Raw genomic sequence first — 17,094 nt, forward strand, 5'->3', positions numbered from 1 at the left:
CCTTCCATTCTCTCTCAATCTTCAATTGTCAAAGAACAAAACCAACTTAAAGCCCCTGATTTCACTCAGAAAACCCAGAGAAACCTCAGCCCCCCCTCGTCGGTAGCGGGCTTTTAGCCCCCCCCGGCCCGATCCGTCAACATGAATTTTTCGGGTCCGCCATTCTGTCCGAAACCGAGGCGCCGCAAGGGATTTCAGACCATTTCACCCCGATTCCCGGCAGCCGGACCCAACATAAATCTTTTGAAATCTTTCTCTTTCCTTCCGCGAAAATAGGTCGCGCGCCTGCAGAACCGCCGATAGTCTCGACGGGTTGAGCCGTTGAAGGACGCCGCCAATGACCCGTTTCGCCCTCTCGCAGCGCTTCGCCAACGGCGTGCAGTGCGTTTCCGACACCATCATGATCGAGGCGCGCGCGCTGACGCCCTCTCTCTGGCGCATCCGTATCGGTGAGGACGCCACCCTCCCGGCGGACGAATCCTGGGCTGTTCCGGCCGAGCGCCGTCACGCCGGCACGACCGTCACGATCGGCGAATCGCCGCAGGGCCTGATCCTGCGGACCGCCGCCTCCCACCTGCATATCGCGACCGCCACCGGCGCGATCACGATCGAGGACACAGAGGGGCGACTGATCCTCGCCGACGCGCAGGATGCGCCGGTCCTCCCCGGCCGGACGGGCTTCGTGCTCGCCAAGCGGTTGAGCCCCGACACGCGACTCTTCGGCCTGGGCGACAAGCCCGGTCGCCTCGATCTGCGCCAGCGCTCCTTCGCCCAATGGACGACGGACAGCTACGCCTTCGAAGCGGGGCAAGACCCGCTCTACAAGGATATCCCTTTCTTCATCGGCTACGAGCGCGGACGCAGCTTCGGCGTCCTGCTCGACAATAGCTGGCGGAAATTCTTCGATTTCGGCGTGTCGGACCCGGAACTGATCCGATTCGGGGCGTTGGGCGGCCCGATCGACTATTACGTGATGACCGGACCGACCCCCGCCGAGGTGGTCAGCGCCTATGGGTGGCTGACCGGCCTGCCGCCCCTGCCGCCGAAATGGGCGCTGGGCTATCATCACTCCCGCTACTCCTATCAGACGCGCAAGGACGTGCGGAAACTCGCACGGCGCGCGCGTGAGAAGCGCGTTCCGTCGGATGTGATCTGGCTCGATCTGCATGTCCTGAACGAACGGCGCGCCTTCACCATCGACGAGACGGCCTTCCCGAAATTCCGCGCCCTTGTCGAGGAGCTGCATGCCGAGAAATTCCGCATCGTCATGATCGCCGACCTCCATATCGCCCATGTGCCGGACGGCACCTACCAGCCTTACGCCACGGGGCTGGCGCGGGACGCCTTCGTGCATACCGAACAGGGCGCGCTCTACATCGACGAGGTTTGGCCCGGCCCCTGCGTGTTTCCGGACTTCACCATGACGACAGCCCGCGTGTGGTGGGGCGATCAGGTGATCGGAAGCGTCACGGAAACGGGCGTGGACGGCATCTGGAACGACATGAACGAGCCTGCCGTATTCAACACGCTCGGCACCTTCCGCCCCGAAGTCCGGCATCGCATCGCGACGGAAGGATTCGCCCCGCGCGTCGCGCCTCATGCGGAGATCCACAATATTTACGGCATGTTGAATGCGAAGGCGACGCGCGAGGGGCTGCTCAGGATGGCTCCCGACCGACGCCCCTTCGTCATGATGCGCGCAAGCTACGCGGGCGGCCAGCGCTACGGTGTGACCTGGACGGGCGACAACGTCGCGACATGGGAGCATCTGCGGCTGAGCACGGCCATGCTCCTCAATCTCGGACTGAGCGGCTTCGCCTTCGCGGGGGTGAATCTCGGCGGATTCGTCGGCAACAGCAATCCAGATCTGCTGACGCGATGGTTGCAGGTGGGCATGTTCAACCCGATCGCCGACAACCATTCCGATCTCGGCACCGCCGCGCAGGAACCCTGGGTGGATGGAAAGGCCCATCTGCACATCCGCCGCGCCGCGATCGAGACGCGCTACCGGTTGCTCCCCTATCTCTACACGCTGGCGGAAGACGCCAGCCGCACCGGGCTGCCCTTCATGCGGCCGCTCTTTCTCGAATTTCCCGAGGCCGCCGGCGGCTTCGCGCTCGACCGGCAGGCGCCGACGCAGTTCATGGTCGGCGCCGCGCTGATGGTGGCCCCTCCGCCCTATGGCGAGATGCCGGGTGCGTTCGACGTGCTGCTCCCCCCCGGCGGATGGTATGATTTCTGGACCGGCGCGCGCATCGGGACGGACAGGATCGCCCGCATCACCGGCAATAGCGGCACCACGAAGGAACTCGACGCCGATCCGCGCCAGCAATGCCATGTGATCCGCCGCGAGCCGGAGGCCGGACGAATCGCCGTCTTCGCCCGCGCGGGCGCGATTCTCCCCTCCCATGACGTGATCCAGTCCACGGCGGAAACGCCCTCAGGCCCGCTGCGCCTCGCCATCTATGCCGACACGCACTGCTCGGGCACGCTGTACGACGATGACGGCGAGACCCACGCCTTCCGCGACGGGCAGTTCCTGCGCCTCCTCTTCAGCGCGCATTTCGCCGAGGACGACAGCTTCACCGTCACGATCTCGCGGCAGGAAGGGCAGTATGCGCCCTGGTGGTCGGAGATCGAAGTGACGATCCACGGGCTGGAAACATTCGGCACCCTCGCCGTCAAACCCGGCGGCAAGATCAAAGCCGGCTTCGACGCCGACGCGCGGAGCCTGCGCTTCACCCTCCCCGCGACTCCGGAAGGCGTGACGATCAGCGGCACGGGACGGCGGCAGAAAAGCGCTCCGCCGGAAGATTGAGGCCGGAAAGGCGGTCTTGTTCTTTTTTGGAAAAAAGAACCAAAAAACATCTTCGACCTGGCTGCGGAATTTCCCCGGGAAACGCCGCAGCCAAAGGATCAAAAGTCTTTTTGCTTCTTTTTCTTCAGAAAAAGATGGCCCCTCGTCACAGGATTCTCTCACCGATCGACGGCGCGGGCCGCGGCGCCGGCATGGCATCCCACCCCCCACCCAGCGCCTTGTAGAGCGTGACCATGTTGGTCATTTGCTGGAGATGGGTGGTAATGGCGCCGAGCTGCGCGGAATAGAACGTCCTCTGGGCGATGAGCGTCGAGAGATACGGATCGTATCCGGCCTTGAACCGGGTCAGCGCCAGCAGATATTCGCGCCCGCTGGAGGCGGCGAGCGCATCCTGCGCCTGGCGCTGGCCGACATAGGTTCCCCGCCCGGCCAGCGCGTCCGCTACCTCGCGGAAGGCGGTCTGGATCGTCTTTTCATATTGGGCGATTTCCTGCCTCTTCCGCGCCTTCGCCTGTTTCAGTTGCGCGGCGAGACGCCCCGCGTCGAAGAGCGGCAGGGTGATCTGCGGCGCGATGTTCCACGCGCCCATGCCGCTCTGGAACAGACGGGTGATGTTGTTGCTCGCCGTGCCGTTCGCCGCCGTGATCTGGATCTTCGGGAAGAATTCCGCCCGCGCCGCGCCGATATCGTCATTGGCCGCGCGCAGAGCGCCCTCGGCCGCCAGGATGTCCGGACGGCGGCCGATCATGTCGGACGGAAGACCGGCAGGCACGGCCGGAAAGGCGACGACATCGGCGAGACCGGCCTTCCCGTCCAGCGCCGTCCTCACCTCCGCCGGCAGCGGCGCGCCGACGAGGAGTTCGAGCTGGTTCACGGCCTGCGCGCGCTGGCGGGTATAGATCTCCAGATTCGTCTCGGCGTCATGCAGGGCGGTTTCCGCCTCCGCGACGTCGAGTTCCGTCCCCGTCCCGACGGTGCGCGTGCGCCGGACGAGATCATAGGTGCGCCGCCTGTTCTCCAGAATGCGCCGCGTCACCGCGAGCGCCTCGTTATTGGCCACACAGTCCAGCATCGCCGCCGAGACGCTCGCGATCACGCTCAGCCTCATGCTCTCGCGGTTCAGTTCGTCCGACATGTATCGGTCGAAGGCCGCCCGTGAGGCGCTGCGGATTCGCCCCCAGAGATCGACCTCATAGGCCGAGACTCCGAAGCCGACCGCGTATTCCCGCAGAAAAAACGCCCCGCCCCGGTTGCCCGAGAGGCTGTAGGTGCCGGCATAGAGCTTCTCGACATTCGCCAGCGCTCCGCCGTTCAGAGTGGGAAACAGCGCGGCGTTCTCGATATCGAACTGCGCGCTGGACGCCGCGACCTGATGCTGCGCGATCCGCAGATCCCGGTTGTTCTCCAGCGCCAGCGCGATGAGACGCTGCATGACGGGATCGCGATAGAATCGTTTCCAGTCGTCGAGCCCCTCCGACGCCGCATCGGCAGAGTCCGCGCCATAGGCCTGCCCCTGCGGCCAGGCGGCGGAGACCGGCGCGACCGGCCGCCGATAGGTCGGGATCATCGTGCAGCCGCCCAGAAACAGCGCGGCGGCAAGGAGGGAGCGGAACATGATCCGTCTCACGTCACGCCCCCTCGCCCGGTCCGCCGGCGAGCGGCGCGACGACGCTGCCCTCCCGCAGGGAGGACGGCGGATGGATGATCAGGCGGCTGCCGTCGGGCAGGCCGTCCTTCACCTCCAGCCGGTCGCCGAAATCGCGGCCGACCGCGACCTTGCGCAGCCGCACATGGTTTGCGGGGTCGACGGTGGCGACGGACAATCCGTCCGCCTCGTAGATCAGCGCCTCCGACGGGATCAGGATGGTCGGCGACGGACGCGGCATGGCGAAATGAATGGTCGCATAAAGCCCCGCCTTCAGCCGCCCGTCACGATTGTCGAGGTCGATCTCGACGGGCAGCATGCGGCTGCCTTCCTCCAGCGCGAAGCCGGTCCGCGCGACGACGCCGGAGAAACGCTCCCGCGGCCGGTCGGGCACGGAGATCTCGACCGGCATCCCGTCGGAGACGCCCGGAACCTCCCCCTGAGGCACATGGACGCGCACGCGCAGCGTGTCGGTGCGGGCGACGACGAAGAGGGGGGCGGCCTGCGGGTTGTCGGCGCTCACGAGATCGCCCGCCTCGACACGCCGCGCCGTCACCACGCCGTCGAAGGGCGCGGTGACGGTCGTATAGTCGCGGCGTTGCGCGATCTCCGCAAGGGCGGCGTCGGCCGCCGCCTGCTCCGCCGCGCGCTCCTGCTGCGTGAGGCGATCCACGTCGAAATTCTGCTCGCTGACCGCCCCGCCGCCGACGAGACCGCGCGAGCGCCGGGCCGTGATGCGCGCGAGTTGCAGATTGGCGCGGGCCTGCGCCAGAGCCGCCTCGGCGCGCGCGACCTGCCGGTCCAGCTCCGGCGCGCGGATGACCGCCAGAACCTGGCCGGCCTTGACCGGCGTCCCGATATCGACGAAGCGCCGCGCGACATAGCCCGAGGCCCGCGCGCCGATGGCGGCCGTCTCGAACGGCGCGGTCTCGCCCGGCAGGTCGAGGGAGACGGGCTCCGCATCGGCGCGCACGATCATCACCCGGACCTCGGGCACCTGCGCGAGCCTCTGCGCGGCGAGAGCGCGGACGGCGGCTCCCCGTTCGACATGGAGATAGGCGCCATATCCGAGCAGGAGGACCATGCCGATCCCGATGAACGGGGCCAAGGGACGGCCACCCCGCACTGCGGCATCAGGGGCGGGAGGAACGGTGTCAGACATTGGCATAATCCTCCAGGATACGACTCTCCTTCCGGCGGAGACGGCTGTAGAGCCAGGGCACGACGAACAGGGTGGCGCAGGTTCCGGCGAGCAGCCCGCCGATCACGGCGCGGCCCAGCGGCGCGTTCTGCTCGCCTCCCTCGCCGAGGCCGAGCGACATCGGCAACATGCCGATCACCATGGCGAGCGAGGTCATCAGGATCGGCCTCAGCCGCGCGCGTCCCGCCGCGACCGCGGCCTCGGCGGCGGTCATCCCGAGCGCCCGGCTTTCCTTGGCGAAGGTGACGAGCAGGATGGAGTTCGCGCTCGCCACGCCCACGCTCATGATCGCGCCCATGAGCGAGGGGACGGAAAACGTCGTCCCGGTGACGAAGAGCATGAAGACGATGCCGCACATCGCGCCCGGCAGGCCGAGAACCACGACGAACGGATCGGTGAAGGACTGGAAGTTGATGACCATGAGCAGGTAGACGGCGATCGCCGCCACCCCCAGCCCGATTTCCAGCCGCCCGAAAGCCGAGCGCATGCTCTCGATCTGCCCCTGGATGACGACCGTGTTGCCGGGCGACAGCTCGGCGCGGTGACGGTCCACCACCTTGTCGATGGCGCGGGCGATCGAACCCAGATCGCGCCCCTCCACGCTCGCGTCGAGATCGAGCGTCGGCTGGATGTTGCTGTGGGAGATGACGTTCTGGCCGACGCCGCGCCGGATCGCCGCGACATTGCCGAGCAGCGCCGGAGCGGCCGCCACGCCGGACGCATCCTTGATGACGGTGTCGCGCAGGTCGCCGAGGCCGTTGATCCGGTATTGCGGCGTCTGCACCGCCAGCGGATACTGGATGCCGGTATCGGGCGCGACCCAGAAATTCGGCGTCACCGTGTTCGACGACGCGAGCGAGACCATGACGTTCTGCGCGACGTCGTTCATCGTCAGGCCGAGATCGAGCGCGCGCTGGCGGTCGATGGCGAGCCGAAGCTCGGGCGCGGCGAGCTGCTGATGGAGATGCACGTCCACGAGGCCGGGAATGCGCGCGATCCCGTCGCGTATCTCCGCCATCACCTTGCGGTTCGTCATGACGTCATAGCCCGCGATACGGATATCGACCTGAGCCGGGATGCCGAAATTCAGAATCTGGGTCACGATGTCGGCGGGCTGGAAGTAGAACACGCTCTCCGGGAAGCGGCGCGCCAGCTCCGTGCGCAGCTTCCGGACATAGTCCGCCGTCGGCCGGTGGTTTTCCCTGAGCGCGACCATGATCTGCCCGTCATTGGGCCCGATCGTCGTGCCGTCGTCGAACGGCATCGAGTAGCGGAACGGAATGCCGATATTGTCGAGGATCAGCCTGCGCTCGCTGTCCGGGACCGTCCCGCGGATCACGTCCTCGACCTGGTCGAAGAGCCGCTCCGTCGTTTCGATGCGCGTCCCCGCCGGAGCGCGGACATGCAGCTTGAACTCCCCCGCATCGATGGAGGGGAAGAAATCCTGCCCCACCTGCGTCGCCAGACCGAGCGCGACGAGACCGACCGCCAGACCCAGCGCCGGAATCTTCCACGGGCTGGCGACGAGCGCACCCAGCCGACGGACATAGCCGTCCCTGAAACGCTCGAAGCGTGCGTCGAACCACTGCCCGAAACGCGCGAGGCGATCGGGGCCGAGCCCGGCGTCCCGCCGCCGCGCCACCTGACGTTCCTCCGCCTTCAGCAGCATGGCCGCGAAGATCGGCACCAGCGTGCGGCTGATCGCGTAGGAGGCGAGCATCGCATAGACCACCGCCAGCGCCATCGGCGTGAACAGGAACCGCGCCGGCCCGACGAGAAACTCGACCGAGACGAAGACGCAGGAGATCGCCAGCGTCGAGACCAGCGTCGGCAGCGCGATGCCCGCCGCCCCGTCGAGCACCGCGAGGCGCAGATCCGCGCCGTCATGGCGGAGGCGATGGATGTTCTCGATCGTCACCGTCGCATCGTCCACCAGAATGCCGACGGATAGCGCGAGCCCGCCGAGCGTCATGAGGTTCAGGGTCTGTCCCGTGGCGGCGAGGATGGCGATGGAAGACAGGATGGCGAGCGGGATGGAGACGGCGACGATCAGCGTCGAGCGCCAGCTCGCCAGGAAGGCGAGAATCATCGCCGCCGTGAGCAGCCCCGCGATCACGGCCTCGGACGCGACGCCCGAGATCGCGGCCTTGACGAAGACGGACTGGTCGAACAGCTCCTCGATCTTCATGCCCGGCGGGGCGGCCGCCCGCGTGACGGGCAGCACGGTGTTGCGAATGGCGTTCACCACGTCGAGCGTGGAGGCGTTGCCCGCCTTCATGATCGACAGCAGGACCGAGCGCCGCCCCTCGCGCCGCACGACGTTCTGCTGCACCGCCGTGCCGTCCCGGACGGTCGCGACATCGGCCACGCGGATGATCGCGCCGGTCTTCGGGTCGCGCTTGAGCGGCACCTCGTTGAGCTGCCGGGCGATGTCCGGCATGCCGTTCATGCGCACATCATATTGCGTGGGGCCGAACTTCACCGTTCCGGCGGGCAGCGTGAGGTTCTGGACGTTCATGGCGTTGGAGACGTCCAGCGGCGTCAGCCCGACGCCCGCGAGCTTGCGCGCGTCGATATCGACCATGACCTGACGGATCTTCCCGCCATAGGGCGGCGGGAGCATCGTGCCCGGAATGGGCGCGAGTTGCTGGCGGACGCGATAGACGCCGTAGTCGTACAACTCGCTTTCCGTCAGCTTCTCCGAGGACAGGGAAAGCTGGAGCACGGGCACGCTGGAGGCGCTGTACTGCATGATGATCGGCGGCTGAACGCCGGGCGGCAGGAAGGCGCGGATCGAGTTGGTCGCCGAGACCGTCTGGGCCACGGCGAGATCGACGTTCACGCCGGGCTGGAAATAGAGTTTTTGCAGCACCAGCCCGGGCGTGGTCTGGCTCTCGATGTCGCGCAGATTATTGACGAAGAAACTCTCGGAGAACTCCGTGTAGGTGCTGATGCGCTTCTCGGTCTCCGCGGCGTCGAGCCCGTCATAATACCAGACGACGGTCACGACCGGGATGTCGATCGTGGGGAAGATGTCCGTCGGCGTGCGGAGGACCGCCGTGACGCCGAGGAGCAGGATCAGGACGCCCGCGACCAGAAAAGTATACGGCCGCCGAAGCGCGAATGCGACGATACCCATTGGAAGTCTCTATCCGGAGGATGTTACGAATGGCACAGGCGACCGGAAGCGGCCGCCGAGGCGGTCTTCCTTCCTTTTCCGAAGAAAAGGCGCGAAAAGACGCCGATCGGTCAGCTGCGGCGTTTCACCGGGACGCCCCAAGGTGAAGCCGGACAGACTTTCCGGTTCTTTTTTTCAAAACGAAGAGCAGGACCGGATGCCGGCAAGGGCTCGATACCTGCTTCATGGTCATGACAGCCTCCGGCAGCTCGACAGCGCCGGCGACGCTTCGGGTCGGATCATGCAAGACGCACCCCGAAACGCGGTAGAGCGATCCACCCATATCCTTGCATGATCCGACCTGAACGTCACCCCGGCATGACGTCCGGGGCGAGACGAACGACGCCGATACCGCCTGAATACGCTGCATTTCCTCATCGCGTTGCTCATGCGGAGCGATCCCCCCGCCGCGCCGGATAGAACGATCCCGCCATATTATTGCACGATCCGACTTCCACCCGAGATTTCACCTGCTGGCTGGATCAGGCATGCCCTATGATGCGCGGAACGAACCCGCCATCATGAACTCCGGAGAACATCATGCAGGAGATGATCATCCGCCTGCGCGACATGGTCGCGCGCCATTGCGCCGGATCGGCCGTCCGCACCGTCGTGCCGGGCCTGATGTTCTTCCGCGAGGAGGCACCGACCATGCCGGCGGAGGTCCTCTACGATCCGCGCTTCTGCATCATCGTCCAGGGCGCCAAGCAGGTCGTCCTGTGCGACCGCGTCTTCAACTATGACGCCCGGAATTACCTGGTCACCGCCGTCGATCTTCCCGTCACCGGCCAGGTCACGCTCGCGACCCGCGACGAACCCTATCTGGCGCTGTGCCTCACGCTCGATCCCGGCCAGATCGCCGAGCTTCTCCTCGACGTGCAGGACGACGAACTGAAACACGGCCCGCTCTGCCCGTCCTGCATGAGCGTCAGCCCGCTGACGGCGGAGATTCTCGATCCCGTCACCAGACTCGTGACACTGGTCGAACGTCCGCAGGATATTCCGGTGCTGCTGCCCCTGTTCCAGCGCGAGCTGCTCTACCGACTCCTTCAGGGCCCCCAGGGCTACGTGCTGCGGCAGATCGCGACGAGCGGCAGCAACCTCTCGCAGATCAACCGCGCCATGCACTGGATTCGCGATCATTATCGCGAACCGTTCGACATCGGCTCGGTGGCGCGGATCGCCGGGATGAGTCCGTCCTCGTTCCACCGCCATTTCCGCTCGGCGACGATGATGAGCCCCCTGCAATACCGCACCCGCCTGCGCCTTCAGGACGCGCGGAGACGCCTCATGCAGGGACGCGCCGACGCAGCGGAGGTCGCGTTCGCCGTCGGCTACGAAAGCCCCTCCCAGTTCAGCCGCGACTACCGCCGCATGTTCGGCCATCCCCCCGTGCGGGACGTCTCCCGCATCCGCGCCCTGTCCGCCTGATCCCGGCCGTTCGCGGCTGACCCGTCATGATATCCTGGAGCATTGCATCGGAGCATTGCATCGTTTCGACGGGCGGACCGGCACGACGACTGAAACCGGGCCGCATTCGGTCATCCGGGCGGGCGGGGCGCGATCGGGCCATGGGCCGGGGCGTTCTGACGGAGGCGAAATGTCATCGCTTCCGCCTCGGCGCGGTCACGGGCTTGCACAGCAGGTCGAGGTCATCCTGAAGGCTCGTTTTCATCACGCTGTCCCACACGTCCGACGCAAATTCCGGAGCCGCATGTTCGCTGAGACGCACCACCCCGACGGCGCCGGGTGAAAAGCCCGGCAATCGCCGCAGCCGGAGCCGACCGGGCGGGGGCACCCGCAGCGGAAAGGACGAAATCGGCAGGATGGTGGCGACCTTCCCGGTCATGACCTGCGCGTGAATCAATTCCAGTGAATTCGTCTCCAGGCGGATCATCGGCTCGACGCCGGCGGTCTGGAATCCCACATCGACCAGTTGCCGGCAGCGCATTTCCCTGGTCAACAATGCAAGCGGCAACCGGGATGCGGCCTCCCAGCCGATATCGTCTCCTTCAGGAAGCTCGAAGGCGCCGGATGCGGCCAGAACCTGCTGCTCGGCATACAGGGTGCGAACCTGGAACGCCTTCGCCTGCGGGCACTGGTCATAATACATGATCCCGATATCGAGTTCCTTGCTGACCAGTTTCTCGATGATCGACCCGTTGGGCAGCGCATGCACCTCGCTGGCGAAATCGCCGCATCGCTCCTGCGCGGCGTCCAGCAGGAGAGGGACGATATGCACGGCGGTGGGGATGACGCCGATCCTGACGATCCCCGCGATCGCCCGCTTCGTTACCGAGACCTCGTTCCGCAGTTCGCTGACCCCTCTGAGGATGTCATGCGCCCATTTGAGAACGCGCGCCCCATCATCCGTGATCCCGAAGACTTTTTTCTTGCGGTCGATGATGACGATGCCCAGCTCGTCCTCCAGCTGGCGGACGGCGCGGGACAGGGCAGGCTGCGACACGCCGCAGGCCGCGGCCGCCTTGGAAAAACTTCTGTGGCGTTCGATTTCGCGCAGATACTGCAACTGCTTCAAAAACATCTCAAGCTCCGTGCGGTCGCCGCGGGTCCGGTCGGCGCGACGCCCCGCGCGACACAACGACCCGCAGACCAATGATCATGGCCCGCGAACGGCGTCCCGGAAATACGGCACGGAACCCGCTCAGCCCGCGATGCGGATCGGCGCCGCCGAAGCGACGCTCGGCACGATCTTGACCGGAATGGCCTTGGCCGCGGGCGTGCCGCTGATTTCGTCGTAAAAATCGAGCGGCAGCAGAGGGTTGAGTTCCGGATAATATCCGGCGATCGCGCCACGCGGCATCGGGTAATCAAGGATCGTCAGCCCGTCGACATAACGCCGGTATCCGTCGTCGCTGTACGTCTCCAGCCCGACGACCGCCCCATTCTCCAGTCCCCGGTCCTCACGATCCTCCTTGTTCATGAATATGACGAGACGGTTGTTGTAGACCCCGCGATACCGATCGCTGTTGCTGTAGATCGTCGTGTTGTACTGGTCATGCGAACGGATCGTCGCCAGCCGCAGCATCGCCGGGTCCTCGATCACGTCGTTCACCTCCAGACCCGGCATGACGAGGAAATTCGCCTTGCCGTTCGGTGTCTTCCAGACTCGCCGCCGGGGCGGAATATCCAGATGGAAACCGTGCGGGTTCTTCATCTTCTCCGAAAAATCAGCGTAGATCTCGGGATAGACGTCAGCGATCCTGTCCCGGATCAGCGTGTAATCCTCGATATAATCCGCCCAGGGCGTTTTCGAGTTCGGGAGCGTCGCCATCGCCACGCGGCAGATGATTTCCGTCTCCGGACGCACATCCTCGCTCACCGGCTCGAACACGCCGCGCGACGGCGTGACGTTCGCCATCGCGTCCTCGATGGTGACGAACTGCTCGCCCTTTGTCGTGCGAATGATTTCCGAACGCGCCACGACCGGCAGCATCAGCGCATCCCGGCCATGGACCAGATGCGCGCGATTGAGCTTGGTCGTGACGTTCACCGTCAGGTTCAGGCGCGCCATGGCCGCATAGGCGCGATCGGTATCGGGGATCGCCCGGGCGAAATTGCCGCCCATGCCGAAAAACACCTTCGCCGTACCCGCCTCCATCGCCGCCACGGCCTCGACGACATGATGGCCGTGCTCGCGCGGCGGCTCGAACCCGAAGACGTCGCGCACACGGTCGAGATAGGCCTGCGTCGGTTTCTCGTCGATGCCGACGGTGCGGTCGCCCTGCACGTTGGAGTGGCCGCGGATCGGCGCGATACCCGCGCCCGGCTTGCCGAAATTCCCCTTCAGCAGCAGGAGGTTTGCCAGTTGCTGGAGGAGATGCGAGCCTTCCTGATGCTGCGTCAGGCCCATGCCGTAGCAGATGATCGTCGCGTTCGATTTCGCGTAAATCCCGGCGATATGACGGATCTGCTCTTCCGGGATGCCGGAGACGCGCGTGATGTCGGCCCAGGACGTGCTCATCACATCCGCGCGCACCGCCTCCATGCCGACGGTGTGCTCGGCGATGAACGCCTTGTCCAGCACGTCCTCGCCGGCCTCGTCCGCCTCGAACAGCGCGCGCATCATCCCCTTGAAGATGGCCAGATCGCCGCCGATCCGGACATGCACGAAATCCGTGGAAATCGCCGTCGAGCCGAACGTCCCCATCTGAAGGATGTCCTGCGGCTCGGTGAAGCGGATCAGCGCACGCTCGGGCATCGGATTGATCAGCACGACCGGAACGCCGCGTTTGCGCGCCTCGACCAGATTGGTCATCATGCGCGGCGAGTTGGTGCCCGTATTCTGGCCGATGACGAAAATCGCCTCCGCCTGGTCGAAATCGGCCATGACGATGGTGCCCTTGCCGATTCCGATCGCGGGCGGCAGGCCCCGCGACGTCGGCTCGTGGCACATGTTCGAGCAGTCGGGGAAATTATTGGTCCCGAATTCGCGCACGAAGATGGAATACAGGAACGCCGTTTCGTTCGCCGTCCGGCCGGATGTGTAGAATTCCGCCTCATGCGGACTGTCGAGCGCCTGGAGATGCTGGCCGATCAACGCATAGGCGTCGTCCCACGCGATGGGCACATATCTGTCGGTCGCGGAATCGTAGCACATCGGCTCGGTCAGGCGGCCCTGCATCTCCAGCCAGTGATCGCTCCGCTCCATCAGCGACGTGACGGTGTGCTGCGCGAAGAACTCCCGCGTCACACGGGCCTTGGTGGCCTCGAACGCCAGCGCCTTCGCGCCGTTTTCGCAGAACTCCAGCGTCTTGCGATGATCCGGATCGGGAAAGGCGCAGCTCGGGCACTTGAATCCCCCGGGCTGGTTCATGGAGAGCAGCCCGCGCGATCCCTTGACCAGCACGCTCTGCTCCATGAGCACCCTGGCCGTCGCGTTCGCGGCGCCCCAGCCACCGGCCGGGTGGTGATAGGGCTTGAACTCGGATTTCTTCTCTTTGCTCATGGTCTCAACCCTCTTCCCGGAGGATGCCGAACTCTTTCAACGCCGGGACGAAATTCTCGTTCTCATGTTTCGACTGTGCGAGCTTGATCAATGCGAAACGCCTGAGCGGCGTCAGCCCGGCCCACTGCTCCGGCGTCGGGACCGGAACGCCATCCGCCTGCGCCTGGATCGACACGGCCTCCGGCATCCGGTTCCCTTCGCGCCAGTCCTCCAGCGCCTGGGGCGGCAGAAAGCGAACGGGCTCATCCGCCCGCGCCGCGATCAGATCCTGAACGAGCATGCGGTAAGCCGCCTGCTCCCGATCCGTCCCGCACGGCCCGTCCACCAGCACGCCACGTTCCTCGCGCGTCAGGCGGCTCCACTGCCGCAGCGTCATCTTGATTCCGACGATATCGAGCTTCTGCCGCGCGATCATGGGAATGCAGCGCAAAGACCCGGCGAAATCGCGTTCGAACTCGAAAATCACAGGGTTTTCGGACATGAGACCTGCCCTTTCGGCCGTCATGGGAGACGTTGTTCTCATCTGGGCACCAGAAGACGGAGCAGCGACGCCCCGACGAAGAAGGCGGCCGTGCTGGCCGCCCAGAGTCCCACAAGCCAGCCGAACCGGGCGCTCCAGCGGCGGGGCGCCTCCGATCCGTCGCCGCGTACGATTTCAATGATAGCCATCGGCGTCCGACACCTTCCCGCGAAAAACGTGATAGGAATAGACCGTGTAGGTCAGAATGATCGGCAGCAGGATGGCGGTGCCGACGAGTTGGAAGAACTGGCTCGACGGCGGGGACGACACGTCCCACAGGCTCAGCGTCGGCGGCACGGCATAGGGCCAGACGGTGATGCCCAGACCGGAGAGGCACAGGAAGAACCACCCCAACGCGCAGAGGAAGGGCACACGCGAATGTCCCTTCCGCAGGCTCGCCGCCAGCAGCAGGCCCAACACGACCACCAGAACCGGCACAGGAGCCACGAATGCGATGTTCGGCCACTCCGTCCAGCGGCGCAGATAAGGCGCATGCAACAGCGGCGTCCAGAAACTGACGGCGACGATGCCGACAAAGAGTCCAACGGCCAACCGACCGGCCGCGTGACGGCACGACGCCTCCAGCCCGCCCGTCGTGCGCCACACCAGCCATGTCGCGCCGAGCAGGGCGTACCCGCACATCACGGACAATCCGCACAGGATGGTGAACGGCGTCAGCCAGTCCAGTGAACCCCCCGAAAACGCGCCGTTGGTGACCTTGACCCCCTGGATCACGCCGCCGAGGATCGCGCCCTGACAGAATGCGGCGACCGCCGAGCCCGTCATGAAGCCGAAATCCCAGTGCCGCGCCCTTGGCGTGCCCTTGGTCATCACACGGAATTCAAACGCGACGCCGCGAAAGATCAGCGCGACCAGCATCAGCACGATCGGCAGATAGAAGGCGGGCAGCAGCGTGGCATAGGCGCCCGGAAAGACCCCGTAAAGGACGGCGCCCCCAAGCACCATCCACGTCTCGTTGCCATCCCAGACCGGCGCGATCGTGCTGATCATGACGTTGCGCCGCGTTTCGTCGCGTTCCGTCATGAACAGCATGCCGATGCCGAGATCGAACCCGTCGAGAACGACATAGATCGAGATCGCGGCAATCAGGATGACGGCCCAGACGATCGGCAGCCAATGTGCGAAATCCATCATCGCTCAGACGCCTTTCGCGGTGGATGCATCGACGACCGCGGGATGCATATGCGTCGCCAGGAGATCGGAGGCATGCGACGGATCGGCATTCCGTTCTCCCTCTTCGGGCGCGCGGCCGAGCATCCTGACGAGAATGCCGAGCCCGGACCCGAAGACGATGACGTAAACGACGACGAAAACCGTCATCGACACGACCATGCTCGACAGCACGATCGGCGATACGCTGTCGGCGGTCCGCAGCAGGCCGTAGACGGTCCAGGGCTGTCGCCCGACTTCGGTCGTCACCCAGCCGCAAAGCAGGGCGAGAAAACCGGCCGGCGCCATGCACAGGGCAACACGGTGAAAGCCCGGGCTGATGAAGAGCGTGCTGTTCCGCCGATGCCATAGCGACCAGAGGCCGACCAGCATCATCAGAACGCCCAGCCCCACCATGATGCGGAACGAGAAGAAGATGATCGGCGAGGGCGGCCTTTCGTCACGGGGGAAATCCTTCATCCCCGGCACCTTGCCATCGAGACTGTGCGTCAGGATCAGCGAGCCCAGAAGCGGAATGCCGATCGCATAATCCGTATGCTCGGTTTTCATGTTGGGGATGCCGAACAGCAGTTCCGGCGCGCGTGTCTCGCTGTCCCAGTCGCCTTCCATGGCCGCCAGCTTGGCGGGCTGGTATTTCAGCGTGTTCAGCCCATGAGCGTCGCCCGCGAGAATCTGCATGGGCGCCACGATCGTCGCCATCCACATCGCCATAGAGAACATGACGCGCACGGGTTCGGTGGACATCTTGCCCTGTCGTCGCGCCTTCAGCAGATGCCATGCGCCGGTCGCGCCGACCGCGAAGGCCACGGAGAGAAAGGCCGCGAGCCCCATATGCACGAGACGGAAGGGAAAGGACGGATTGAAGATGATGGCCAGCCAGTCATCGGGCAGGAACTGACCGCTGGACGGGTCGATCCGATAGCCGCGCGGCGTCTGCATCCAGGAATTGGAGGCCAGAATCCAGGTCATCGAAATCAGCGTGCCGACGGACACGCAGCAGGTCGCGGCAAAATGCAGCCCACGCCCCACCTTGTTCATGCCGAACAGCATGACGCCCAGGAATCCGGCTTCGAGAAAGAAGGCGGTCATGACCTCATAGGACAGCAGGACGCCGGTAATCGGACCGGCCTTCTTCGAAAAGACCGACCAGTTGGTGCCGAACTCATAGGCCATCACCAGGCCGGACACGACGCCCATGCCGAAAACGACGGAGAACGCCTTGATCCAGTATCGGTAGAGGTCGAGGAAGACCTGCCGCCCCGTCGCCAGCCAAAGTCCCTCCAGCACAGCCAGATACGCCGCCAGACCGATCGAAAAGGCCGGAAAGATGATGTGAACGCCCACGGTGAAGGCGAACTGAAACCGCGCCAGAAGGAACGCCATGTCATGAGCATTCTGCATCCATATCTTCCAAAATCTTTTTCGACATCGACACGGGATGCCCGTTACTTTGCAGATCGGGAACCCGCATCGAAGACCGGAGCCGGACCCCGATCAGCAACGAGCGGATATCGCGCGATTGTCCAGCCTTTATGGTAGGATCATTCCATCACGCCCGTCCAAGACATTCTG

At 65.1% G+C, this 17,094-nt stretch carries 11 protein-coding genes; 2 read left to right on the forward strand and 9 right to left on the reverse strand.

Translation table 11 applies throughout. The features are described 5' to 3' along the window. The first annotated feature begins 337 nt into the window (after positions 1-337). Positions 338-2,818: a glycoside hydrolase family 31 protein gene (locus tag EDC31_RS05480; protein ID WP_052512059.1), complete on the forward strand. Its 2,481-nt coding sequence runs from the start codon at positions 338-340 to the stop codon at positions 2,816-2,818. Positions 2,819-2,963: 145 nt separating this feature from the next. Here the strand turns inward: EDC31_RS05480 and EDC31_RS05485 are convergent, their stop codons facing one another. From EDC31_RS05485 to EDC31_RS05495, 3 genes are read right to left on the reverse strand one after another with little or no spacing between them, the layout of a single operon-like run. Continuing rightward, complete coding sequence (locus EDC31_RS05485; RefSeq protein WP_042056864.1) at positions 2,964-4,433, reverse strand: efflux transporter outer membrane subunit; 1,470 nt, start codon at positions 4,431-4,433, stop codon at positions 2,964-2,966. A gap of 13 nt (positions 4,434-4,446) precedes the next feature. Next, the gene (locus EDC31_RS05490; protein WP_042056863.1) at positions 4,447-5,625 is read right to left on the reverse strand and encodes an efflux RND transporter periplasmic adaptor subunit; all 1,179 of its coding nucleotides are present in this window, start codon (positions 5,623-5,625) and stop codon (positions 4,447-4,449) included. Then, the gene (locus tag EDC31_RS05495) at positions 5,618-8,803 is read right to left on the reverse strand and encodes an efflux RND transporter permease subunit (protein ID WP_042056860.1); all 3,186 of its coding nucleotides are present in this window, start codon (positions 8,801-8,803) and stop codon (positions 5,618-5,620) included. The genes EDC31_RS05490 and EDC31_RS05495 overlap by 8 nt, the downstream gene beginning before the upstream one ends. 579 nt (positions 8,804-9,382) lie before the next feature. Here EDC31_RS05495 and EDC31_RS05500 point away from each other — a divergent pair. Further along, the gene (locus EDC31_RS05500) at positions 9,383-10,273 is read left to right on the forward strand and encodes an AraC family transcriptional regulator (protein WP_042056857.1); all 891 of its coding nucleotides are present in this window, start codon (positions 9,383-9,385) and stop codon (positions 10,271-10,273) included. A 172-nt stretch (positions 10,274-10,445) separates the two neighbouring features. Here the strand turns inward: EDC31_RS05500 and EDC31_RS05505 are convergent, their stop codons facing one another. The 6 genes from EDC31_RS05505 to EDC31_RS05530 all read right to left on the reverse strand — a co-directional run bounded on the left by EDC31_RS05505 (position 10,446) and on the right by EDC31_RS05530 (position 16,923). Next, positions 10,446-11,387 (reverse strand): LysR family transcriptional regulator, encoded by a 942-nt coding sequence (locus tag EDC31_RS05505; RefSeq protein WP_042056854.1) that lies wholly within the window; start codon positions 11,385-11,387, stop codon positions 10,446-10,448. 120 nt (positions 11,388-11,507) lie between these two features. Next, positions 11,508-13,811 carry an FdhF/YdeP family oxidoreductase gene (locus tag EDC31_RS05510; protein ID WP_042056853.1) on the reverse strand — a complete coding sequence of 768 codons (2,304 nt, stop codon included), beginning with the start codon at positions 13,809-13,811 and terminating at the stop codon, positions 11,508-11,510. A 4-nt stretch (positions 13,812-13,815) separates the two neighbouring features. After that, positions 13,816-14,277, reverse strand: a complete 462-nt coding sequence (locus EDC31_RS05515) for a nitrate reductase associated protein (protein ID WP_186819992.1) — start codon at positions 14,275-14,277, stop codon at positions 13,816-13,818. Positions 14,278-14,330: 53 nt separating this feature from the next. Further along, positions 14,331-14,480 (reverse strand): DUF2474 domain-containing protein, encoded by a 150-nt coding sequence (locus EDC31_RS05520; RefSeq protein WP_081797453.1) that lies wholly within the window; start codon positions 14,478-14,480, stop codon positions 14,331-14,333. Then, positions 14,467-15,486, reverse strand: a complete 1,020-nt coding sequence (gene cydB / locus EDC31_RS05525) for a cytochrome d ubiquinol oxidase subunit II (protein WP_042056847.1) — start codon at positions 15,484-15,486, stop codon at positions 14,467-14,469. The genes EDC31_RS05520 and cydB overlap by 14 nt, the downstream gene beginning before the upstream one ends. Positions 15,487-15,489: 3 nt before the next feature. Further along, positions 15,490-16,923: a cytochrome ubiquinol oxidase subunit I gene (locus EDC31_RS05530; RefSeq protein WP_042056845.1), complete on the reverse strand. Its 1,434-nt coding sequence runs from the start codon at positions 16,921-16,923 to the stop codon at positions 15,490-15,492. Positions 16,924-17,094: the final 171 nt, after the last annotated feature.

It is taken from the genome of Acidomonas methanolica, assembly GCF_004346035.1.
Lineage (GTDB): Bacteria > Pseudomonadota > Alphaproteobacteria > Acetobacterales > Acetobacteraceae > Acidomonas > Acidomonas methanolica.

Coding starts and splice junctions, on each gene's coding strand:
- EDC31_RS05480 (WP_052512059.1), top strand. CDS start 338: ATGACCCGTTTCGCCCTCTCGCAGCGCTTCGCCAACGGCGTGCAGTGC.
- EDC31_RS05485 (WP_042056864.1), bottom strand. CDS start 4,433: ATGTTCCGCTCCCTCCTTGCCGCCGCGCTGTTTCTGGGCGGCTGCACG.
- EDC31_RS05490 (WP_042056863.1), bottom strand. CDS start 5,625: ATGTCTGACACCGTTCCTCCCGCCCCTGATGCCGCAGTGCGGGGTGGC.
- EDC31_RS05495 (WP_042056860.1), bottom strand. CDS start 8,803: ATGGGTATCGTCGCATTCGCGCTTCGGCGGCCGTATACTTTTCTGGTC.
- EDC31_RS05500 (WP_042056857.1), top strand. CDS start 9,383: ATGCAGGAGATGATCATCCGCCTGCGCGACATGGTCGCGCGCCATTGC.
- EDC31_RS05505 (WP_042056854.1), bottom strand. CDS start 11,387: ATGTTTTTGAAGCAGTTGCAGTATCTGCGCGAAATCGAACGCCACAGA.
- EDC31_RS05510 (WP_042056853.1), bottom strand. CDS start 13,811: ATGAGCAAAGAGAAGAAATCCGAGTTCAAGCCCTATCACCACCCGGCC.
- EDC31_RS05520 (WP_081797453.1), bottom strand. CDS start 14,480: ATGGCTATCATTGAAATCGTACGCGGCGACGGATCGGAGGCGCCCCGC.
- cydB (WP_042056847.1), bottom strand. CDS start 15,486: ATGATGGATTTCGCACATTGGCTGCCGATCGTCTGGGCCGTCATCCTG.
- EDC31_RS05530 (WP_042056845.1), bottom strand. CDS start 16,923: ATGCAGAATGCTCATGACATGGCGTTCCTTCTGGCGCGGTTTCAGTTC.